This is a genomic window from Microseira wollei NIES-4236, assembly GCF_020521235.1.
GTDB lineage: Bacteria > Cyanobacteriota > Cyanobacteriia > Cyanobacteriales > Aerosakkonemataceae > Microseira > Microseira wollei.
The window spans coordinates 34,778-52,829 of record NZ_BLAY01000057.1 but is presented as its reverse complement, the minus strand read 5'-3'; the positions used below and the strand labels follow the sequence as shown (position 1 = coordinate 52,829).

The window sequence follows — 18,052 nt, the reverse complement described above, 5'->3', positions numbered from 1 at the left end:
TCTAATCAATCCGGAAATTAAATGGCAAACGGGCATAAACACCCATCGGATCGTTGATTGATTTCAGGGCACGGCATCAGAGATATTTCGGTTCTTAATCCAAGATTTAATCATGCCGTGCCCCTACCATCACGATCTAATCAATCCGGAAATTAAACCAAATAAACAAACCCTAATCAATCAGATCGCCAAGTAGGGGCACGGCATCAGAGATATTTCGGTTCTTAATCCAAGATTTAATCATGCCGTGCCCCTAGGAGCGCGATCTAATCAATCCGGAAATTAAATGGCAAACGGGCATAAACACCCATCGGATCGTTCATTGATTTCAGCATGGTTAGCTCTTTTTGCAGTTGTTGATAAGCAACTGTAAGCGGATCGGATTGAGTCGCTTTCGGCGTAAAATCATCCCCATCGACGCTAGCAGAATCGCCGCCTAAATTCTTAAACAGCCGTTCTTCTAAACTACGGCTTCGGGGATATTCTTGCAACTCCCAATCATCTTCCAACTTAGCTTCTTTGGCAGCAAATTCAACGGCTTTATCCAATCCGCCAATTTCATCCACCAAACCGATTTGCTTCGCCGCCAAACCCGACCAAACTCGTCCTTGGGCAATTTCTTGCACTTTGTTTGTTGATAGCTTGCGCGAGTTAGCAACTTTACCTAAAAATTGATAGTAAATCCGGTTGACAGATTGCTGGTAAATTGCCAATTCTTGGTCAGTTTTAGGACGAGAAATTGTTTGGGCATCGGCATAGCGACCTGTTTTTACCCCATCCCAAGTAATGCCGTTGTTGTTGGCTAATTTTTGCACATCTAGCAGCAATCCAAACACGCCTATAGAACCTGTAATCGTATTTGGTTCTGCAAAAATGCGGTTGGCATAAGTCGAGATCCAGTAACCGCCAGAAGCCGCTACATCGCCCATTGAAACGATTATCGGTTTTTTCTCGCGAATTAGCCTGACTTCGCGCTGGATTACTTCAGATGCCGTAGCGCTACCGCCGGGACTGTTGACGCGGAGGACAACAGCTTTGACATCATCATCCAGACGCAGGCGGCGTAATTGACCCGCTAAGCGATCGCCTCCCACTTGTCTCACGCCTCCTTGTCCGTTGACAATCTCTCCCTCGGCGTAAATCACGGCTATTTTATGGCGAGATTGACGTTTAATGCCGACAGTTCTTGGGGAAACTCGCCCATAGGTGGGTAAGCTGATTTGTTTGAACGTGCGATCGTCTTCTTTACTGTCGGTTAGTTGCTTGAGATCGGCGACAACTTGATCGAAATAGGCGACTTTATCGACGAGGCGACCTTTCTGTGCTTCCTCTGGATTTAGCACACCTTTATTGTCTGCGATCGCTTGCACTTGCTGCGGACTTAATTCCCGACTCTTTCCTACCGTAGTGCGAAATTCCCCCCAAATATCGTTTAACAATCTTTGGGTTTGTGCGCGATTTTCCTCACTCAACTTTTCCAGAATAAATGGTTCAACGGCTGACTTATATTTCCCTACTCGAATTACCTGAACGCCAATGCCGTATTTTTCCAAAGCGCCTGCCAAAAACATTTGTTCTGCGCGTAACCCGTTCATTTCCATCGCGCCCAACGGGTTCACCACAACCGTATCCGCTACCGAACCTAAATAATAGCTTCGTTCATCCCAATTAGCATCGTAGGCAATAATCTTTTTCCCAGATGCTTTAAACTTTTCCAACGCTTGCCTTACTTCTTTTAGCGTTGCATACCCAGCGCCAACACTGCCAGATTCTCCATTACCATCTAAATAAATACCAACAATCCGCCGATCTTTAGTCGCTTTTTCGATAGCGTCCAGAACAGTACGGAGGGTAATCGAGTTATCTTCCTCACCCGATACAGCTTGTTGAATTAGTTCTCCCGTCCCCGAAGCGCGGCTTGAATCAGTAATATTGAGGGATAGATCGAAAACTAATACCGACTTATTCCTAACTTGTGGTTCAGTATCTCTAGTTGCAGCTGCAATCAGCAGAAAAATCAGTCCGCTGGCGGCAAGCATACAGAAAACCAATTGCCCAACCAGACTAGCGAAGGTGTATTTGAGAAAGTCACGCATATTTTTTATTTTTCTGCTTTCAGTTATGTCGGGGCGAGTATAACAAGCAATATCTCAACCTGCCCCGATCGATCGACCCAACGCCGACCAATATCAACTATGCTAGCTTCTGCAAGGCAAGAGAATGTTTTAAGTCTGATAAAGTCCCGTTGCCGGTGCAGAACAGTACTGTGGTGATTTCTGCTACTAGCACCTCGGCTAAAGTGTCTAGCGCCGCTTCTGATTCAGCTGCTGCTTGTAAAAAAGGCAACGCTAAACCGGCGATATCCGCACCTAAAGCGATCGCTTTCCCCACCTCTAACCCATTCCGCAGTCCTCCAGAGGCAATTAGGGGGATGTTGGGTGCGATTGCTCTCACATTCGTAATACACTCTGCCGTGGGAATTCCCCAATCGGCAAATGTCGCCCCCAAACGCCGCTGCATCGCATCTTTTGCCCTTTCGCTTTCCACCTTCGCCCACGAAGTTCCCCCAGCACCCGCCACGTCGATAGCAGCCACTCCAGCATCGATTAATTTTTGTGCCATCGTCGCCCAAATCCCATTCCCAACTTCTTTGGCTATTACCGGCACGGGCAATTTTTTGCATAAAACAGCAATTTTGTCAAGCAAGCCGCGAAAGTTTTTATCGCCTTTAGTTTGAACGGATTCTTGCAGGGGATTGAGATGTAAAATTAGGGCATCGGCTTGTAATAAATCGATAGCGCGGAGACATTGATCTAGACCATATTGGTAATTGAGTTGTACCGCGCCCAAATTAGCGAAGAGGAGGATATCTGGGGCGAGCGATCGCACCGCAAAAGTCCCCCCCACTTCGGGATTTTCCACCGCTACCCTTTGAGAACCCACACCCATCGCCAGCTTATACTTTTGTGCAACTTTAGCCAAGCGCTGATTGATAATTCCGGCGAATTCCGTTCCGCCTGTCATCGAAGAAATGAGCAGGGGCGCGCCCAATTGTTTCCCTAAAAAAGTTGTGGATATATCAATTTCATTCCAATCTAATTCTGGTAAACAACAGTGGGTAAAGCGATAGCGTTCTAGACCTGTAGTTTGTTGAAATTGTACCGATTCTTCCAGACAGACGCGCAAATGATCTGCCTTGCGATTTTGAGTTTCTGTTGGTGAGGTTATTTTTGAATTCACGGCGATCTATTTAGTTACGTTTTTTCCAGGTTAGTTACGAACCTTGGGAGTTGCTAATGGCTAATTGCTAATTGCTAATTGTTAATTGCTAATTGCTATCAGATCGTAATATAGCATTTCCCCTGGTATTAGCCATTAGCCATTAGCCATGAGCCATGAGCCATGAGCCATTAGCCATGAGCCATGAGCCATTAGCCATGAGCCATTAGCCATTAGCCATGAGCCATTAGCCATGAGCCATTAGCCATTAGCCATGAGCCATTAGCCATTAGCCATTAGCTTCTATTCATGAGATAATCGGCTACTGCATTATGGCTTGATTAACTCTACTGCATCTCGTCCATCCATATCTTGAAGGTAAACTTTAACTTGTTCTTCCTTAGCCGTGGGCAAATTTTTACCGATAAAATCTGCTTGAATTGGCAATTCTCGATGACCCCGGTCAACTAGGACGGCTAACCAAATTGCTTCGGGTCTACCATATTCGTGGACTGCATTCAACGCCGCTCGCACCGTGCGACCTTTATAAATTACATCATCGACCAGCACTATAGTTTTACCAGAAATATCAAATGGAATATCTGTTTTTTCTGGAGTCCGCACCCCAATTTGATCGAGATCGTCTCGGTAGAAAGTAATATCCAACGCGCCTACGGGGACTTGGACTTGTTCTAGCAATTCAATCTGACGCGCCATCATTTTAGCTAGGGGAACGCCCCTGGTATGAATTCCCAGCATCACCAGTTTAGACAAGTCGCGGGACTTTTCCACCAACTGGGAAGTCATGCGGTTAACCGTGCGGCGTACTTCTTCTGCTGATAAAATTTCGACAACTTGGGAAGGCATAGGGATTGAGTGGGTAATGGGTAATTGGTAATGGGTAATTGGTAATTGGTTTTTTACCCTCGTGACCACGGCGCCTGGGAACGCTATTACCTATTACCAAATTCCTAAGACCGAATTTGTACTGGCATAATGATGTGGGTTGCTTTCGCACCTCCCAGAGGCTTCAGCACCACAGGACTCAGTGCATTACCTAGTTCCATTTCGACTTCTGGAGTGGTTAAATTCTTGAGACTGTCCATCAAGTATTTGACGTTAAATCCAATCTCAATATCGTCTCCAGAAAGCTGAATGGGAACCGACTCCCGTCCGCTGCCAATATCTTGAGCTTCTACAGCTAAAGCTAGTGTTTGCTTGTCGCTATCGAGTTTCGCCTTAACGATATTATTTTTCTGGTCTGTTAAAACGGAAACTCGCTCTAATGCACTCAAAAGTTGCTTGCGTTCGATGATTGCAGACCTGGTAAATTGACGGGGAATCAGTTGACTATAAGCTGGGTACTGTCCTTCTAACAAGCGGGTAGTTAAGCGCTGGTCGCCGATTTCAAAGACTACCAGAGAGCGATCGCAATGCAAAACAACCGATGGGGTAGATTGGCGCGTCCCCAGCATCCGCTCTACTTCCCGCAACGCTCTTGCCGGAACGGTAACGTTCAATTCGGTCATCGGTTCGGGAGCAGTTTCTTCCTCACCACCGGGTGCAACTTCAGTTTGAACCACCGCGAGTCTATGACCATCCGTCGCGGCAAATTCTATACCATCTTCTTGGCTAGTAAAATGAACTCCTGTGAGTACCTGCTTGGTTTCGTCAGAACTCGTCGCAAATAAAGACCCGTGCAATCCTGCAATTAAAGCCTCAGATGGAATATAGATAGTTTGACCATCTTCTACCGTCGGTAGTTCTGGGAATTCTTCGGTTCCCATTCCCCGGATTTGGTAGCGTCCACCAGATACTGTTATGGTTACTAAGTATTCTCCCGCTTCATCGTCGATAGTAATTTCCGCTTCTGGTAAACGGGAAACAATATCGTTGAGCAGCTTTGCCGGTAGGGTGAAAGTCCCGCCAGCTTGCACAGTTGCAGCAAAGCTGGTTCGGATACCCAAACTCAGGTCAAAAGCTGTTAAGCTTACCCGTTGTTGTTCTTCATCTGCGGTTAGCAGCACGTTGGCTAACACGGGATGGGTAGGTTTTGAGGGAACTGCACGACTAACTAGCGACAGGTTGGCATTCAGGTCGTTCTGGGTACAAACCAGCTTCATGGGATGTGTGTCTGTCTTCAGTGACTTGACCGATCGTACTACCTGTATTGCCCATCGGGAAAACAAAAACAGGACTCATATCATGTCCGCTTGCAGAGGTAGCGTTAGGCTAGCAGGTGAGCAGGTGAGCAGGTGAGCAGGTGAGCAGGTGGGAGGGAAAAAACAGTGTTTCGCACAATTAACTATATCAGGACTTACGCCAGGGCGTTGCCAGAAACCCGGTTTCTACGTTGATCTCTGGTTGCCAAACCCACGATTTTTCGCAGAAACCGGGTTTCTCTGAAAAAGAAACAAAGGTGATAGGAACGCCCAAGCGTAAGTCCTGAAAAAGACTTTGCGCCCTCGTTACTTGGTTGAACGAGTGTAATTTTTAATATCGGCAGTAGTAATGACTGTGGAAAATGTGGAAAAAGTCGGCTAATTCTTTCCGTATTGCGGTTTCCGGAACCGATAGCCTGTGGAAAACTTGTGGAAAAATCGGCTGGGTTTTCCACAGAGTATTTATACCAGGACTTATGCACGACGAGGGCAGAAACCTTTTTCAGAGAAACAAAGGTGATTGGCGTAAGTCCTGTCTACTCTATGACTGTTTCCGCTCAAACTATGGATTTTTCCACAAAATTTCCACAGTTGCTGACATTCTTTGCAATCCTTTACATTTAAGCATTATCCACGACGAAGCCAAAAACCGGGTTTCGACCTATATCTCTACAGGACTGAGGCAAAGAAACCGGGTTTCTCAGTTCGGAAACCCAGATCGGTGAGCGTACTTGGTTTCTTCTGCCCACCTGCCCACCTGCCCACCTGCCCCTATTAGGATCGATTGGGGGATTTGCTGGCGAGGTTAATCCGATCGCTCAGCTGGCGCAGGGTATTCGCCATATTGGAATCGGTCTTTTGCAACTGGGAAATTTTATCGCAACTGTACATCACCGTGGTATGGTCCTTGCCGCCAAACTCCTCGCCAATTCTCGGCAAACTCAAATCCGTATGTTGGCGCATCAAGTACATGGCGATTTGGCGTGCCATACTAATTTCCCGTCGTCGCGAGTTACCCTTCAAATCTTCAATCGACACCTCAAACGCATCCGCCACCACCATGATCACCGCATCCGGCGTCGCCGCGACTTTTTCCGTTGGCGGGTTTAAAACCGGAGCAATATTTTCCACCGTCATCGGCAACCCGGAAATCGAAATATACGCCACAGCGCGAATTAAAGCACCCTCCAGTTCCCGAATATTCGAGGTGTAATTCGTCGCGATGTATTCAATTACATCGCGAGATAAGCGCATATTTTCGTACTCCGCCTTCTTTTGTAAAATCGCCATCCGCGTTTCCAAATCCGGCGGTTGGATATCAGCAATCAACCCCATGGAAAACCGGGAACAAAGGCGGTCTTGCAATCGGGAAATCTGCTTCGGAGGTCGATCTGCCGCCAAAACCACTTGTTTTCCGGCTTCGTGCAGCGTATTGAACGTGTGGAAAAACTCTTCTTGGGTATATTCTGTCCCTTCAATAAATTGGATATCGTCCACCAACAATACATCGGCGGCGCGATAATGCTCGCGGAAGCTTTGCATACTATCTTTGCGAATCGCCGCAATCAAATCATTGGTAAATTGCTCGGTGGAAACGTAAAAAATTTTGGCATCCGAACTAATATCGAGGCGATAGTGACCGATAGCTTGCATCAGGTGAGTTTTTCCCAAACCAACACCCCCGCAGAGAAACAGGGGATTAAACTCGCGCCCTGGAGATTCGGCGACTGCTAAAGCAGCAGCGTGAGCCATGCGATTGTTAGACCCTACCACAAACCGCGAGAAAACATGCTTGGAATTTAACGTCGTCGGTCTGGGTCGCTGACCGGACGTAACTTCTGGCGGATTGGGATTGACTGGGAGAGGCCAAGAAATTTCCATATCGCTGGTAATATTTTCATCCCCTTGGACGACGCTAATGTAAATTTCCACCGACTGACCCAAAATATCTTGCACTACCTCTGCGATGGTTTTGATGTAGTACTTCTGTAGCCAACTGCGAGCAAATGGATTCGGCGTGCGAATCACCAGACAGTTATTTTCCAGTTGTTCCGCAGTGGCGGTTTTGATCCAAGTTTCAAAGGTAGGGCGGCTCAACTGTAGCTGCAATCGCTCCAGAACCTGGCTCCATAAATTTTCGAGGGAGACTTCCACAGGTTTTCCTCCGCCCCTATCCGGCAATAAATACTGTATGAATCAGCTTAGCAAGTCTGGTCAGCACCATCGAAAGGGTTTTGACCTACCATTAAAGGCAAGCCGTGTCAATTCCCATTGGTTGAGGACTTACCCAAGGGCGTTCCTATCACCTTTGTTTCCAGCTGCTATCTCTAGTTGCCAAACCAACGATTTTTCATAGAAACTTTGGTGTTTGCGTCAGGGTGGATGGGATTCGCTTTTGTACCATTGCTTGCTAATCCCCCTAATCCCTCCAGGAAAAAAAAGAGCCATTATTTACACTGAAGATAGAGGAATTTCGTAGCCAGCTATGAGCTACTGTATCAATCCCAACTGTCCCAAGCCTAACGACGCCGCCAACGCCAATAGTCCCATTTGTCGTCACTGCGGTTCGGAGTTGTTACTAAAAGGGCGCTACCTAGTAATGCGCCTTTTAAGCGACAAAAGCGGCTTTGGCAAGATTTATGAAGCATTTGACGGGTCAACCCCCAAAATCCTCAAAGTTTTAAAAGAAGATCACAACACCAATCCCAAAGCCGTCGAACTATTCCAACAAGAAGCGGTAGTATTGAGTCAGTTAAACCATCCAGGAATTCCTAGAATCGAGCCAGATGGATACTTTCAATTTTTTCCTAGAGGTGCAAAGGAGCCGCTGCATTGCATCGTCATGGAAAAAATTGAAGGGCCAAATTTAAAACAATGGATGCAGCAACAAGGCAATCACCCCATCAGCGCAGACCAAGCGCTAAATTGGTTAAAACAACTAGCAGAAATTTTGCATCTCGTCCATGAAAAAAACTACTTTCATCGCGATATAAAACCAGAAAATATCATGCTCCGCCCCAACGGTCAATTGGTATTAATTGACTTTGGCACTGCTAGAGAAATGACCTATACTTACCTGGCAGCAGTGAGCGGAACGGGCAGCATTACAAAGGTAAGTTCCGCTGGCTACACGGCTCCAGAACAAGAACAAGGTCACGCCGTACCCCAATCTGATTTCTATTCTTTGGGACGGACTTTTGTTTATTTACTCACGGGCAAGAACCTGACCAATCAGGCAATTTATGATGCAATTAGAAATGAATTAAACTGGCGCAATTTTGCTCCCGACCTAGCGTTACCACTTGCCAATTTTATTGATGATCTAATTGCTCCAAAAGCAGCAGATAGACCTAAAAATACCCAAGAAATTATAGACTGTTTAGCTAAAATTTCCCAGGAGATGTATTATGCTAAATTTCCGGCGTCTGGTAGCAGCAATATATTGATGCAATCTTCAGCCAAAGTTTCCCTAATTCCAAGTAAAGTTATAAGGCAGAATAAAAAATGGCTATTATTAGGATACGTGGCTTTAGCTGTAGCATTGGGAGGATATGGAGGTTGGGAATTTTACTGCAATTCCCAAATTAACCCGATTGAAAATATCTCGCCAGTCAAAATTTTTACCGGACATTCCAGCTTTATTAATTCCCTGGTTTTTAGTCCCGATGGTCAAATATTAATTAGCGGCAGTGCTGACAAAACTATCAAAATTTGGCATCTGGCCACCGGCAAGGAAATTCGCACAATTAAAGACCATAATAGCTTTATTAATTATCTCGCGATCGCACCCGATGGGCAAACCTTATTCAGCGCCAGTGCCGACAAAACTATCAAACTTTGGAATCTGGCCACCGGCAAGGAAATTCTTACCCTCAAAGGCCATTATGGGTATGTGAATTATCTCGCCATTACCCCCGATGGGCAAACATTAGTCAGCGCCAGTGCCGACAAAACTATTAAACTTTGGAACTTATCCAATGGGCAAGCAATTCGCACGCTTAAAGGGCATTTAACCTCGGTAAATTCTCTGGCAATCAGCCAGGATGGAAAAACATTATTTAGCGCGGGTGCGGACAAAAATATTAAAATCTGGGACCTGGCAACGGGAAAACAAATTCGCACCCTAACTGGACATACCAGCTTTGTTAATTACCTAGCCATTAGTCTAGATGGGAAAAAATTATTGAGCGCCAGTGCTGACAAAACTATCAAAATTTGGGATATTGCTAGCGGAAAAGAAATTAATACCCTAAAAGGCCATACCAGTTTTGTAAGTTACCTAGCAATGGCACAGGATGGGCAAACGCTTATCAGTGGAAGTGCTGACAAAACTATCAAAATGTGGAATCTATACACCGGAAAAGAAATTCGCACGCTTAAAGGGGATTTTAACTATGGGAATAATTTGCCGATTAGCCCGCTGGCGATTAGTCCCGATGGGCATACTGTTGCCACGGGTAGCGGTGACAAAAGTATTAAAATTTGGCAAATACCGCTAAAATAAAAGTTCCCGCATCGATAAACTTGTTGCCATGTGGAAACCAGAACTGCTAGTCCCGGCTAAAAATTTGGAACGGTTAAAAGTCGCCATTGCCTATGGTGCAGATGCCGTTTATCTAGGAGGGCAAAAGTATGGTTTGCGGGCGCGGGCGGACAATTTTACCGACTCTGAGTTAGCCTTGGGTGTAGCATTTGCTCATCAGCACAACGCTAAAGTCTACATCACGCTCAACGCTTTTCTCCACGATGCCGATTTTGAGGGATTGGCAGACTATTGTCAGTTTCTCTCTGCCATCGGCGTCGATGGCGCAATTGTCTCCGATCTCGGCGTGATTCGCGTCATTAAAAATAGTTCCAATCTCAACATCCACCTATCGACTCAAGCTTCTTGCCTCAACTCTTATGCGGGGCGTTTGTGGAAGCAGATCGGAGTCAAGCGCCTGATTGTCGGTCGAGAACTTAGTATAGCCGAGGCTGGTGCAATTCGAGAGCATTCGGGCATCGATGTGGAAATGTTTACCCACGGGGCGATGTGCATGGCGTATTCCGGTCATTGCACTATTTCTAACTTTACAGCAGGGCGAGATTCTAATCGAGGCGGATGCATTCAATCCTGTCGATTGCCCTATCAGTTAGAAAGTGATGCTCAGAAACAGGAAGATTTAGTAACGTTCATGTCTTCTAGAGATTTATGGGGAATATATCAGATTGGAGAGTTTTTTAAACATCAGATTTGTTCTTTAAAAATCGAAGGAAGGATGAAATCTTCCTTCTACGTCGCCCTGACTTGCAAGGTTTATAGAAAACTAATTGATGCCTATGCCGACGGGAAATTGAATGCAGAAATGCTTCAATTTGCAGCAGCAGAACTGCAATCCGTTCCCCATCGAGACTACTTTTCTGGTTCGTTGGAAACGCCAGCAGGAAGGGATTCGGTGTTCGGACAGCTATCGGGAATTAATACGGGAACGCATCAATATTTAGGTATTGTCGTCGAGTCAACGCCCCAAGAAATTGTTTTGCAATTGGTTGAACCTTTGGCAATTGGAGATAAAATTGAAATTATTCCATTTGAGGGGGAAGCGATACGCTGGAAGGTCGATCGGTTATTTTCGGTGACGGGCGGTCGCATAAATTCCATGCGACAAGATAGCGTTGTTCGCATTCCCAAAATTGATGCACCCATAAACCTAGATGTCGCCAAACTAAATGTAGTTCGATTTGCCCAAGAAGTTAAAACAGTCACGATCCCCCCTGCCCCCCTTGCCAAGGGGGGTTAAATTATATGCAATTTAATACTTTTGTTTCTTCTATTGCCGATATTGAGCGATGCGCTAAAGCTCCCAATTTGCATGAGGTATTGTTGGAACCTGCGTTATTAGCTCGACAGGGGAAACTTTCAGAAGACAAGGTACTTTTGTTAGCGGCAGAAGCTAGGAATCGAGGACTGCGCCCGGTTTTGGTTTGGGATATATTGATGCCTGAACGGGCGATGAAAAGTGTATGCGATCGCATCCAGAATTGGGACCTCACCCGCTTTGCAGCAATCCGCGTTTGCGATCCTGGTGTCGCTTATTGGCTGTTAATTCATTTCCCAGAAATCCCGCTTCAGTTAATTGTTGAAACAGGCAATCATAATCTGGAATCCCTCTTAGGGTGGTGCGAAATTTTTTCTGGATCTTTGGAACGTCTCGTGCTATCCATCGAACTACCTGAAGAAAAACTAATTGAATATTGCCAAGCGCTTCCCGTCGCCTGCGAATTGCTGGGTGTAGGACAAATTTTACTGTTTTACTCGCCGCGAAGTCTGCTAGCAGAACATTTAGCAGAGGAGAATTTTAATCCAGACTCTCCTCTCTATTTGGAAGCTACTGCTGCTTTTGCAGACAATCCCAATCGGCATTTCCCTACTTTGGAAACAGCGCATGGAACCTTCATGTTCCTCGACAAAGACCAGTTTATTCTTGACAAATTAGATGCATTACAAGCGGCAGGTTTGCATACGGTACGCTTAGACTTGCGACATCTGGAACAGGAGGGTGATGTAGCCGTAGATATTGAGAGAATTTGTGGCAAAATTTTGTCAGATCCTGCTTCCCTGCGCGTCAACTGGTCGCGAGAAACACGCGCTCCCTTTTTCAAAGCCAATCGCACAACCGCCCTATTTCCACGCATGAAATCGAAAGTAACCGATTATCGAAATGATGGTTGTTTAGCTGAGGTTTTAGCTGGAGAAGGTGGGAAATATGTTGTGTTTTATACCAGGCGTCGTTTTGAGGTTTCGCAGATTAAAAGCATGATAATGCCAACGGGTGAAGAGATTAAGCTTCCCCAAGAAGTTACTTTTCGCAACTTAAACGGGGAACAGATTGATACTTTTGAGTCTGAACAAATTCTAGTTACGGACTGGATTAAGAAGGCGGTACCAGGCTCCCTGCTGCTGGGCGGTTGATACCGGAATAGGCCACAAACTGGTATGATTCCTTCTGACTGGAGGGAGCGATATGCCTCCCTTCGCTATGGGAACGCACGCAATTAACCTATGAACGCCAATATCCTATTTCCCTGGCAACAAGAGGAACTGATTCTTCACACCCAACGCATACTAAACAGCTTTAAGCATTGGGCAGGACATTCTCTAATCGAAATTAGTGGCTCACCTATCCAAATAGCACAGGCATTATTTGAAGCGCCTTTTCCGGTATATTCTCACAAGAGCGAGCCAGACCCGATTTTCAACTACGGAAACCGCAAAGCTTTGGAACTGATGCAACTCAATTGGGAACAATTGACCCAGATGCCTTCAAGGTATTCAGCCGAACCAATAGAACAGGAGGAACGCTCGCGTCTGCTCAACCAAGTGACAACCAAGGGTTATGTTACCAATGGTCGGGGAGTCCGCATTTCTCGCACTGGTAAACGGTAAATGGTTTCAGACTTTACCGTTTGGAACCTGCTCGATGAAAATCATCAGTATTGCGGTCAAGCGGCTAGGTTTACTCAGTGGATGCCGCTGCCAGAAAACAGAGAAAGCTAACCGGGAAGTACGTTATATTTTGAAGCGATCGCCAATCATGGAAACAACAAACCTATTGGACTTAGTAACAGGCGGATTAGCCCTGGCTATATTAATCGGCGGCTTGCTGATGCTATTTTTTGGGGTATCTGCATTTGGGGATAAGGATAAGTAGCTTGACTCTCTCCCGTTTACAGCGGATTGCTTTTCGAGTTCTCTCCTCAAGCAATACATCATCGTAGGGGCACGGCATCAGTAACTTTTGTCGCATTACTCAAAGCTTTTAGGATGCCGTGCCCCTACCTCCCATTGACTTTAACCGTCAGCATTAATCTGAGCGATCAATTCTTTTAATACCTCATCTGCCTTATCGTTATCAATTTGACAAGTGCCGGCATTCGCATGACCACCGCCGCCATACTTCAGCATCAATTCACCAATATTGGTTTTGGCGGTGCGATTGAAAATTGACTTACCCACGGCAAAGACTGTATTTTGCTGTTGCAGACCCCACATTTGGTGAATTGAAATATTGCATTCCGGGAAAAGAGCATAAATTACAAATCGGTTGCCTGCATAGATAGTCTCTTCATTTCTTAAATCGAGAATCACCAGGTTATTATAAATGGTGGCACACCGCTGAATCTGTTCCTTAAATTTTTGTTCCTGAGCGAAGTAAACATCAATTCTTTCTTTGACATCAGGCAGTTCCAAGATTTCTTCGATTGTGTGTTCTTTGCAGTAGTCAATCAGATGCATCATCAAATTATAGTTAGAGATGCGGAAGTCCTTAAAGCGTCCCAGACCCGTGCGGGCATCCATGAGAAAATTCAGGAGTACCCACCCTTGTGGATAGAGGACTTCTTCAATTGTGAATTGAGCAGAATCTCCCTTATCTACAGCCTCCAGCATTTCCGGAGAAATATTGGCAAACTTATTTTGCCCACCCAAGTAGTTGTAGACGACTCTGGCGGCTGAGGGGGAATCAGGATCGATAATATGATTGGCCTTAATTGTTTCATGGCGAATCGTTTCGCTGAAGTGGTGGTCAAAAGCTAGACCGACGCCTTCTACATAGGGTAAGTTAGTGGTGATGTCTCGGCTGGTCACCTCTATTTTGCCATCCTGCATATCTTTGGGATGGACGAACTTTATATCATCAATAAGGTCAAGTTCCTTCAGTAAAATCGCGCAGGCGAGTCCATCAAAATCGCTTCTAGTTACCAGACGGTACTTTTTCCCTTGTTCCAGCATATAATCTCCGAAAACCGATCTGTGCTTAGGATATAGACGCTCCCTAGTAGTTTACCCAAGTGTGTGGCTAGAATTCCCAATCCGTACTTTCACTTTAAAAAGTTCACTATTTTTCAGGATCGGTGCGCCATGAAGGTGGGTACTGATGGTGTCCTACTGGGGGCGTGGACGGATACCACAGGCGCACAACACATCCTCGATATCGGCACGGGGACGGGTTTACTGGCACTGATGTTGGCGCAGCGATCGCTCGCGAATATCGATGCGGTAGAAATAGATGCAGATGCTTGTATTCAGGCGAGGGAGAATGTTACGCGATCGCCCTTCTGGGATCGTATCGGCGTATACCAGTGTTCTATCCAAGATTATGCAACGACTTGCTCGCAGCGGTACGATCTCCTGGTTTCTAATCCACCTTTTTTTGAGAATGCGTATAAAACACCACATCAGGCAAGAACCTTGGCAAGGCATAGCGATCGCCTCGAGCAAGTCGATCTATTGCAAGCAGCAGAACAACTTCTATCTGAAAACGGTCGGTTGGCTGTAATTTATCCATCAGAATCAGCTAAAATTTTCCCAGAAAAAGCCGAAGCATTCGGTTTTTTTTGCCACCGTAAACTGTACGTTAAGCCAACATTAAATAGTCCAATCAAGCGCGTTCTAATCGAACTGGGCAAAAATCAATCGGAATATCAAGAAACCACGCTTACCATAGAAGCAGACAGACATATTTACACTGCTGAATTTATTGCCTTGATTAAAGACTTTTATCTGAAGTATTGAGATTCAATTATCAAAGTAGGGACACGGCATCTGAAATATTCTCTATAATATAATATTTTATGATTGCCCTGTCCCTACTCTGAAACGGGGAATAAGCTTTGTCGTGACTCAGTCCTGTATAGAACTGGCTCCTTGTTAAGAAATATTAAAAAAATTAATCAGTCAGATTACTCCCTTCGCGGTAGAAGACTATCTACATCTTTCTTCTTCCTTCTTCGTGTTCTTCGTGTCTATGCGCTGGCGCGCACGCTACGCGAACGCGGTTTATTAAATAGTTATTCTTACCTAGCGAAGCGAGTAATGATTGACTGCCAGAAAGCTTTGCGTGCAGGCATTAATGCTGCCGCTCCCCTTCCGCGTACCTCTGCTGCCAACCGCTATCAACGGCATCTCCAAGGGTTACAGCTACGAACCGAGGGACATTTCTGAGACTTATATGAAGATTTATTGACAAGTTGTAAAGTTTTGTGATAATTTAACGATGGGCAGGTAAGGTTTCATTCTCTGGAAGCTCTCGGTTTGACCTTTGTGCCAGTTGCAAATCTAGTCAATAAGGTGGATCTGTACTATGCCATTTACTATCGACTCAGCTCGCGGTATTTTCCCTAACACTCTTGCTGCTGATGCTGTGCCAGCCACAATTGCCAGGTTTAGTCAGTTGAGTGCGGAAGATCAACTCGCATTGATTTGGTTTGCATACCTTGAAATGGGTAAATCAATCACAATTGCTGCTCCAGGAGCAGCGAATATGCAGTTTGCCGAAGCCACGATGAATCAAATTCGGCAAATGTCATTTCGCGAGCAATCCCAAGTCATGTGCGACTTGGCAAACCGCGCTGATACACCGATTGGTCGAACCTATGCTACTTGGTCTGCCAACATCAAATTAGGTTTTTGGTATCAGCTTGGACAATGGATGGAGCAGGGAATTGTTGCTCCAATTCCAGAGGGTTATAAACTTTCTGCTAATGCCGCAGCCGTACTGCAAGCAATCAGAAACCTAGAATCAGGTCAGCAGATTACGGTATTACGTAATTCTGTGGTTGACATGGGTTTTGATACCAGCAAATTGGGTAGTTATAACCGAGTTGCCGAACCTGTTGTTGTTCCCAAAGAAATTTCACAGCGCAGTAAAGTCACGATTGAAGGCATTAATAATCCAACCGTATTAAGCTACATGGATAACCTGAATGCCAACGATTTTGATGCGCTGATCGAGTTATTTACTGCTGATGGTGCTTTGCAACCTCCCTTCCAAAAACCGATTGTGGGCAAAGATGCCGTGCTGCGGTTTTTCCGGGAAGATTGCCAGAACCTCAAGTTAATGCCAGAACGAGGCGTTGCTGAACCCGCAGAAGATGGTTACACCCAAATCAAAGTCACTGGTAAAGTGCAAACTCCCTGGTTTGGTGCTGGCGTGGGCATGAATATGGCTTGGCGGTTCTTGCTCAATCCTGAAAACAAAATTTTCTTTGTAGCAATTGACTTGCTAGCATCTCCCAAAGAGCTATTAAATCTGGTTCGCTAAACGCGAGCTAAGCGCGAGTAAACCTTAGATAATGGTGGATGAGCGCTCTTTTCTAAAGGGCGCTCTTTTGCTTGGGAGTTAGTGGTGCAATCGGATAAATTTAAATAATGACAGTTTAGTTTGGATGATGCAAGTGAGTGAAATTGAGTGGTCTAAGACAGAGCAGAAAGTGGCTAAAGAAGCCTTCGAAAAAGCCTATGAGCGAGAAATTGCGGCTTTGATACAGGAAGTTCGCGCGCAAGCAAGTGCGATCGCAGAACTTGATGATATGTGGCGTTTGCACGATTTCTTAAGTGCCAGAAGACACGATATCGATGGCAAGTACGACTACAGTTATTCAGTTCTCCTCTTTATTTTTGCCAGATTGGTGAAAGAGGGATGGTTGCATCTGGATGAATTGAAGGGACTCCAAACAGATAAGCTTTCTAAGGTAGCTGCGCTCTCCCGCATGTGAGTAGTAGGGGCTAAGGCTAAAGTAAGTTTTGTCCCTAAGGTCAAAGTTTTTCTTTAGCCTTAGCCCCTACAATGTTGTGTTGCACCCACGCAAAAAACTGGGTTTCTCGGTTCGTCGCCAAAAATATTTCCTGGGTATTAATTTTGAATTATTAACTCAAGTTGCTAGTTATCTCATAAATAGAAGCTAATGGCTAATGCAAAGACAAATCTTTTATTAGCAATTAGCAATTAGCAATATGTATCTCTCACCCCATTGCACTTATGCAGTTTAAGTTTTAGTGGACGCTGGCGGCTTCAGAACTTACGCAAAAAAACTCAGGTGATCCGACCTATAGTACTACCATCAGTAAGGAAGAAGGCGGTTCACCTACCAAAGTTCCTGGATCAATCATCTATATTTACCCCCAAATCCACTCCCAAGACACCTTCAATTTTCCTTAAGGTTTCTAGCGGCAAAAACTTGGTTTCTTCCTTTTCAATTTTGTACCAGTTGGCGGGAGTCATATCAATTTCGCCGCAAATCTGAATTAGAGAGCGCGAATCCGCCTCTCTTGCCCGTTTGATTCTTGCTCCCAATCCTGGGAACTCACGTTCGACAACCTTTCTGACCTTCATTTAGACAGTCGCTTTGTACACCTCAATTCTCAATTATCGGTTGACTTGTTATATTTACTATAAACTATAAACTAATGATTTAGTACTAACAATTGTGAGTTTAGAAAAAAATCACAAGAGAAGGCGGTGAACTTTGGTCGGTGAGAGGATCGCTCATCCTTTTACTCTCACCAATAAATCCTGAATCTCGCAATTTAGAGCTTCACAAAGTTTTTCTAAGGTATCTAGTTGAATCCCTTTGGCTCTACCTTGCTCCAGCTTCTGAATATTCTGAGGAGACATCTCAGTCAGTTTAGCTAGTTCGTACTGACTCAGCTCACGGGATTCTCTCACCTGCTTCAGCCTGATTTCCACCGGCATAATCCAAACTCTACTTTTATCAGCTTCGATAGTACTACTTTGATTAGCGCTACATTTAATAATATAAGTAGCTTATATGCGTAATATAATACTATTACAAAAAATAATACTATTGTAAGTTGCCTTAAACTATTTTTAGTACTAATATTAGTAATAGAG

At 45.1% G+C, this 18,052-nt stretch carries 16 protein-coding genes and 1 pseudogene; 9 read left to right on the top strand and 8 right to left on the bottom strand.

Features of this window, described 5'->3' with window-relative positions; translation table 11 throughout:
- Positions 1 to 266 precede the first annotated feature (266 nt).
- The 4 genes from sppA to dnaN form a co-directional block, all read right to left on the bottom strand.
- A complete protein-coding gene (gene sppA / locus MiSe_RS19570) occupies positions 267 to 2,096 on the bottom strand; it encodes a signal peptide peptidase SppA (RefSeq protein WP_226583936.1) in 1,830 nt (609 codons plus the stop codon).
- A 97-nt stretch (positions 2,097 to 2,193) separates the two neighbouring features.
- A complete protein-coding gene (gene fni / locus MiSe_RS19565) occupies positions 2,194 to 3,240 on the bottom strand; it encodes a type 2 isopentenyl-diphosphate Delta-isomerase (RefSeq protein WP_226583934.1) in 1,047 nt (348 codons plus the stop codon).
- 309 nt (positions 3,241 to 3,549) lie between these two features.
- Positions 3,550 to 4,086, bottom strand: a complete 537-nt coding sequence (gene pyrR / locus MiSe_RS19560; protein WP_226583932.1) for a bifunctional pyr operon transcriptional regulator/uracil phosphoribosyltransferase PyrR — start codon at positions 4,084 to 4,086, stop codon at positions 3,550 to 3,552.
- A gap of 104 nt (positions 4,087 to 4,190) precedes the next feature.
- Positions 4,191 to 5,342: a DNA polymerase III subunit beta gene (dnaN, locus tag MiSe_RS19555; protein ID WP_226583929.1), complete on the bottom strand. Its 1,152-nt coding sequence runs from the start codon at positions 5,340 to 5,342 to the stop codon at positions 4,191 to 4,193.
- 401 nt (positions 5,343 to 5,743) lie between these two features.
- On the opposite strand from dnaN, the gene MiSe_RS19550 reads away from it, so the two are divergent.
- On the top strand, positions 5,744 to 6,106 hold the full coding sequence (locus MiSe_RS19550) for a hypothetical protein (protein WP_226583925.1): 363 nt from the start codon (positions 5,744 to 5,746) through the stop codon (positions 6,104 to 6,106).
- 49 nt (positions 6,107 to 6,155) lie between these two features.
- On the opposite strand, the gene dnaA is transcribed toward MiSe_RS19550, so the two are convergent.
- On the bottom strand, positions 6,156 to 7,535 hold the full coding sequence (gene dnaA / locus MiSe_RS19545) for a chromosomal replication initiator protein DnaA (protein WP_226583923.1): 1,380 nt from the start codon (positions 7,533 to 7,535) through the stop codon (positions 6,156 to 6,158).
- A gap of 331 nt (positions 7,536 to 7,866) precedes the next feature.
- On the opposite strand from dnaA, the gene MiSe_RS19540 reads away from it, so the two are divergent.
- The 5 genes and pseudogenes from MiSe_RS19540 to MiSe_RS19520 all read left to right on the top strand — a co-directional run bounded on the left by MiSe_RS19540 (position 7,867) and on the right by MiSe_RS19520 (position 13,072).
- Positions 7,867 to 9,885, top strand: coding sequence for a serine/threonine-protein kinase (locus MiSe_RS19540; protein WP_226583920.1), 2,019 nt, complete (start codon positions 7,867 to 7,869; stop codon positions 9,883 to 9,885).
- A 28-nt stretch (positions 9,886 to 9,913) separates the two neighbouring features.
- Complete coding sequence (locus MiSe_RS19535) at positions 9,914 to 11,161, top strand: U32 family peptidase (protein ID WP_226583917.1); 1,248 nt, start codon at positions 9,914 to 9,916, stop codon at positions 11,159 to 11,161.
- A gap of 5 nt (positions 11,162 to 11,166) precedes the next feature.
- On the top strand, positions 11,167 to 12,333 hold the full coding sequence (locus MiSe_RS19530; protein ID WP_226583913.1) for a U32 family peptidase: 1,167 nt from the start codon (positions 11,167 to 11,169) through the stop codon (positions 12,331 to 12,333).
- Positions 12,334 to 12,423: 90 nt separating this feature from the next.
- Positions 12,424 to 12,918, top strand: a pseudogene (locus MiSe_RS19525) (MEKHLA domain-containing protein).
- Positions 12,842 to 13,072, top strand: coding sequence for a hypothetical protein (locus MiSe_RS19520; RefSeq protein ID WP_226583951.1), 231 nt, complete (start codon positions 12,842 to 12,844; stop codon positions 13,070 to 13,072). The pseudogene MiSe_RS19525 and the gene MiSe_RS19520 overlap by 77 nt, the downstream one beginning before the upstream one ends.
- 140 nt (positions 13,073 to 13,212) lie before the next feature.
- On the opposite strand, the gene MiSe_RS19515 is transcribed toward MiSe_RS19520, so the two are convergent.
- Positions 13,213 to 14,151 (bottom strand): DHH family phosphoesterase, encoded by a 939-nt coding sequence (locus MiSe_RS19515; RefSeq protein ID WP_373872818.1) that lies wholly within the window; start codon positions 14,149 to 14,151, stop codon positions 13,213 to 13,215.
- 72 nt (positions 14,152 to 14,223) lie between these two features.
- On the opposite strand from MiSe_RS19515, the gene MiSe_RS19510 reads away from it, so the two are divergent.
- The 3 genes from MiSe_RS19510 to frp all read left to right on the top strand — a co-directional run bounded on the left by MiSe_RS19510 (position 14,224) and on the right by frp (position 16,916).
- Entirely contained in the window at positions 14,224 to 14,934 is a 711-nt protein-coding gene (locus tag MiSe_RS19510; protein WP_444980522.1) for a tRNA1(Val) (adenine(37)-N6)-methyltransferase, read from the top strand.
- A 568-nt stretch (positions 14,935 to 15,502) separates the two neighbouring features.
- On the top strand, positions 15,503 to 16,462 hold the full coding sequence (locus tag MiSe_RS19505) for an orange carotenoid-binding protein (RefSeq protein ID WP_226583907.1): 960 nt from the start codon (positions 15,503 to 15,505) through the stop codon (positions 16,460 to 16,462).
- A gap of 127 nt (positions 16,463 to 16,589) precedes the next feature.
- Entirely contained in the window at positions 16,590 to 16,916 is a 327-nt protein-coding gene (frp, locus tag MiSe_RS19500; protein ID WP_444980521.1) for a fluorescence recovery protein, read from the top strand.
- 386 nt (positions 16,917 to 17,302) lie between these two features.
- On the opposite strand, the gene MiSe_RS19495 is transcribed toward frp, so the two are convergent.
- Together MiSe_RS19495 and MiSe_RS19490 are read right to left on the bottom strand one after the other, a co-directional pair.
- On the bottom strand, positions 17,303 to 17,533 hold the full coding sequence (locus MiSe_RS19495) for a helix-turn-helix domain-containing protein (RefSeq protein ID WP_226583901.1): 231 nt from the start codon (positions 17,531 to 17,533) through the stop codon (positions 17,303 to 17,305).
- Between the two features lie 153 nt (positions 17,534 to 17,686).
- Positions 17,687 to 17,893, bottom strand: a complete 207-nt coding sequence (locus tag MiSe_RS19490) for a helix-turn-helix domain-containing protein (RefSeq protein WP_373872817.1) — start codon at positions 17,891 to 17,893, stop codon at positions 17,687 to 17,689.
- Between the last annotated feature and the right edge of the window lie 159 nt (positions 17,894 to 18,052).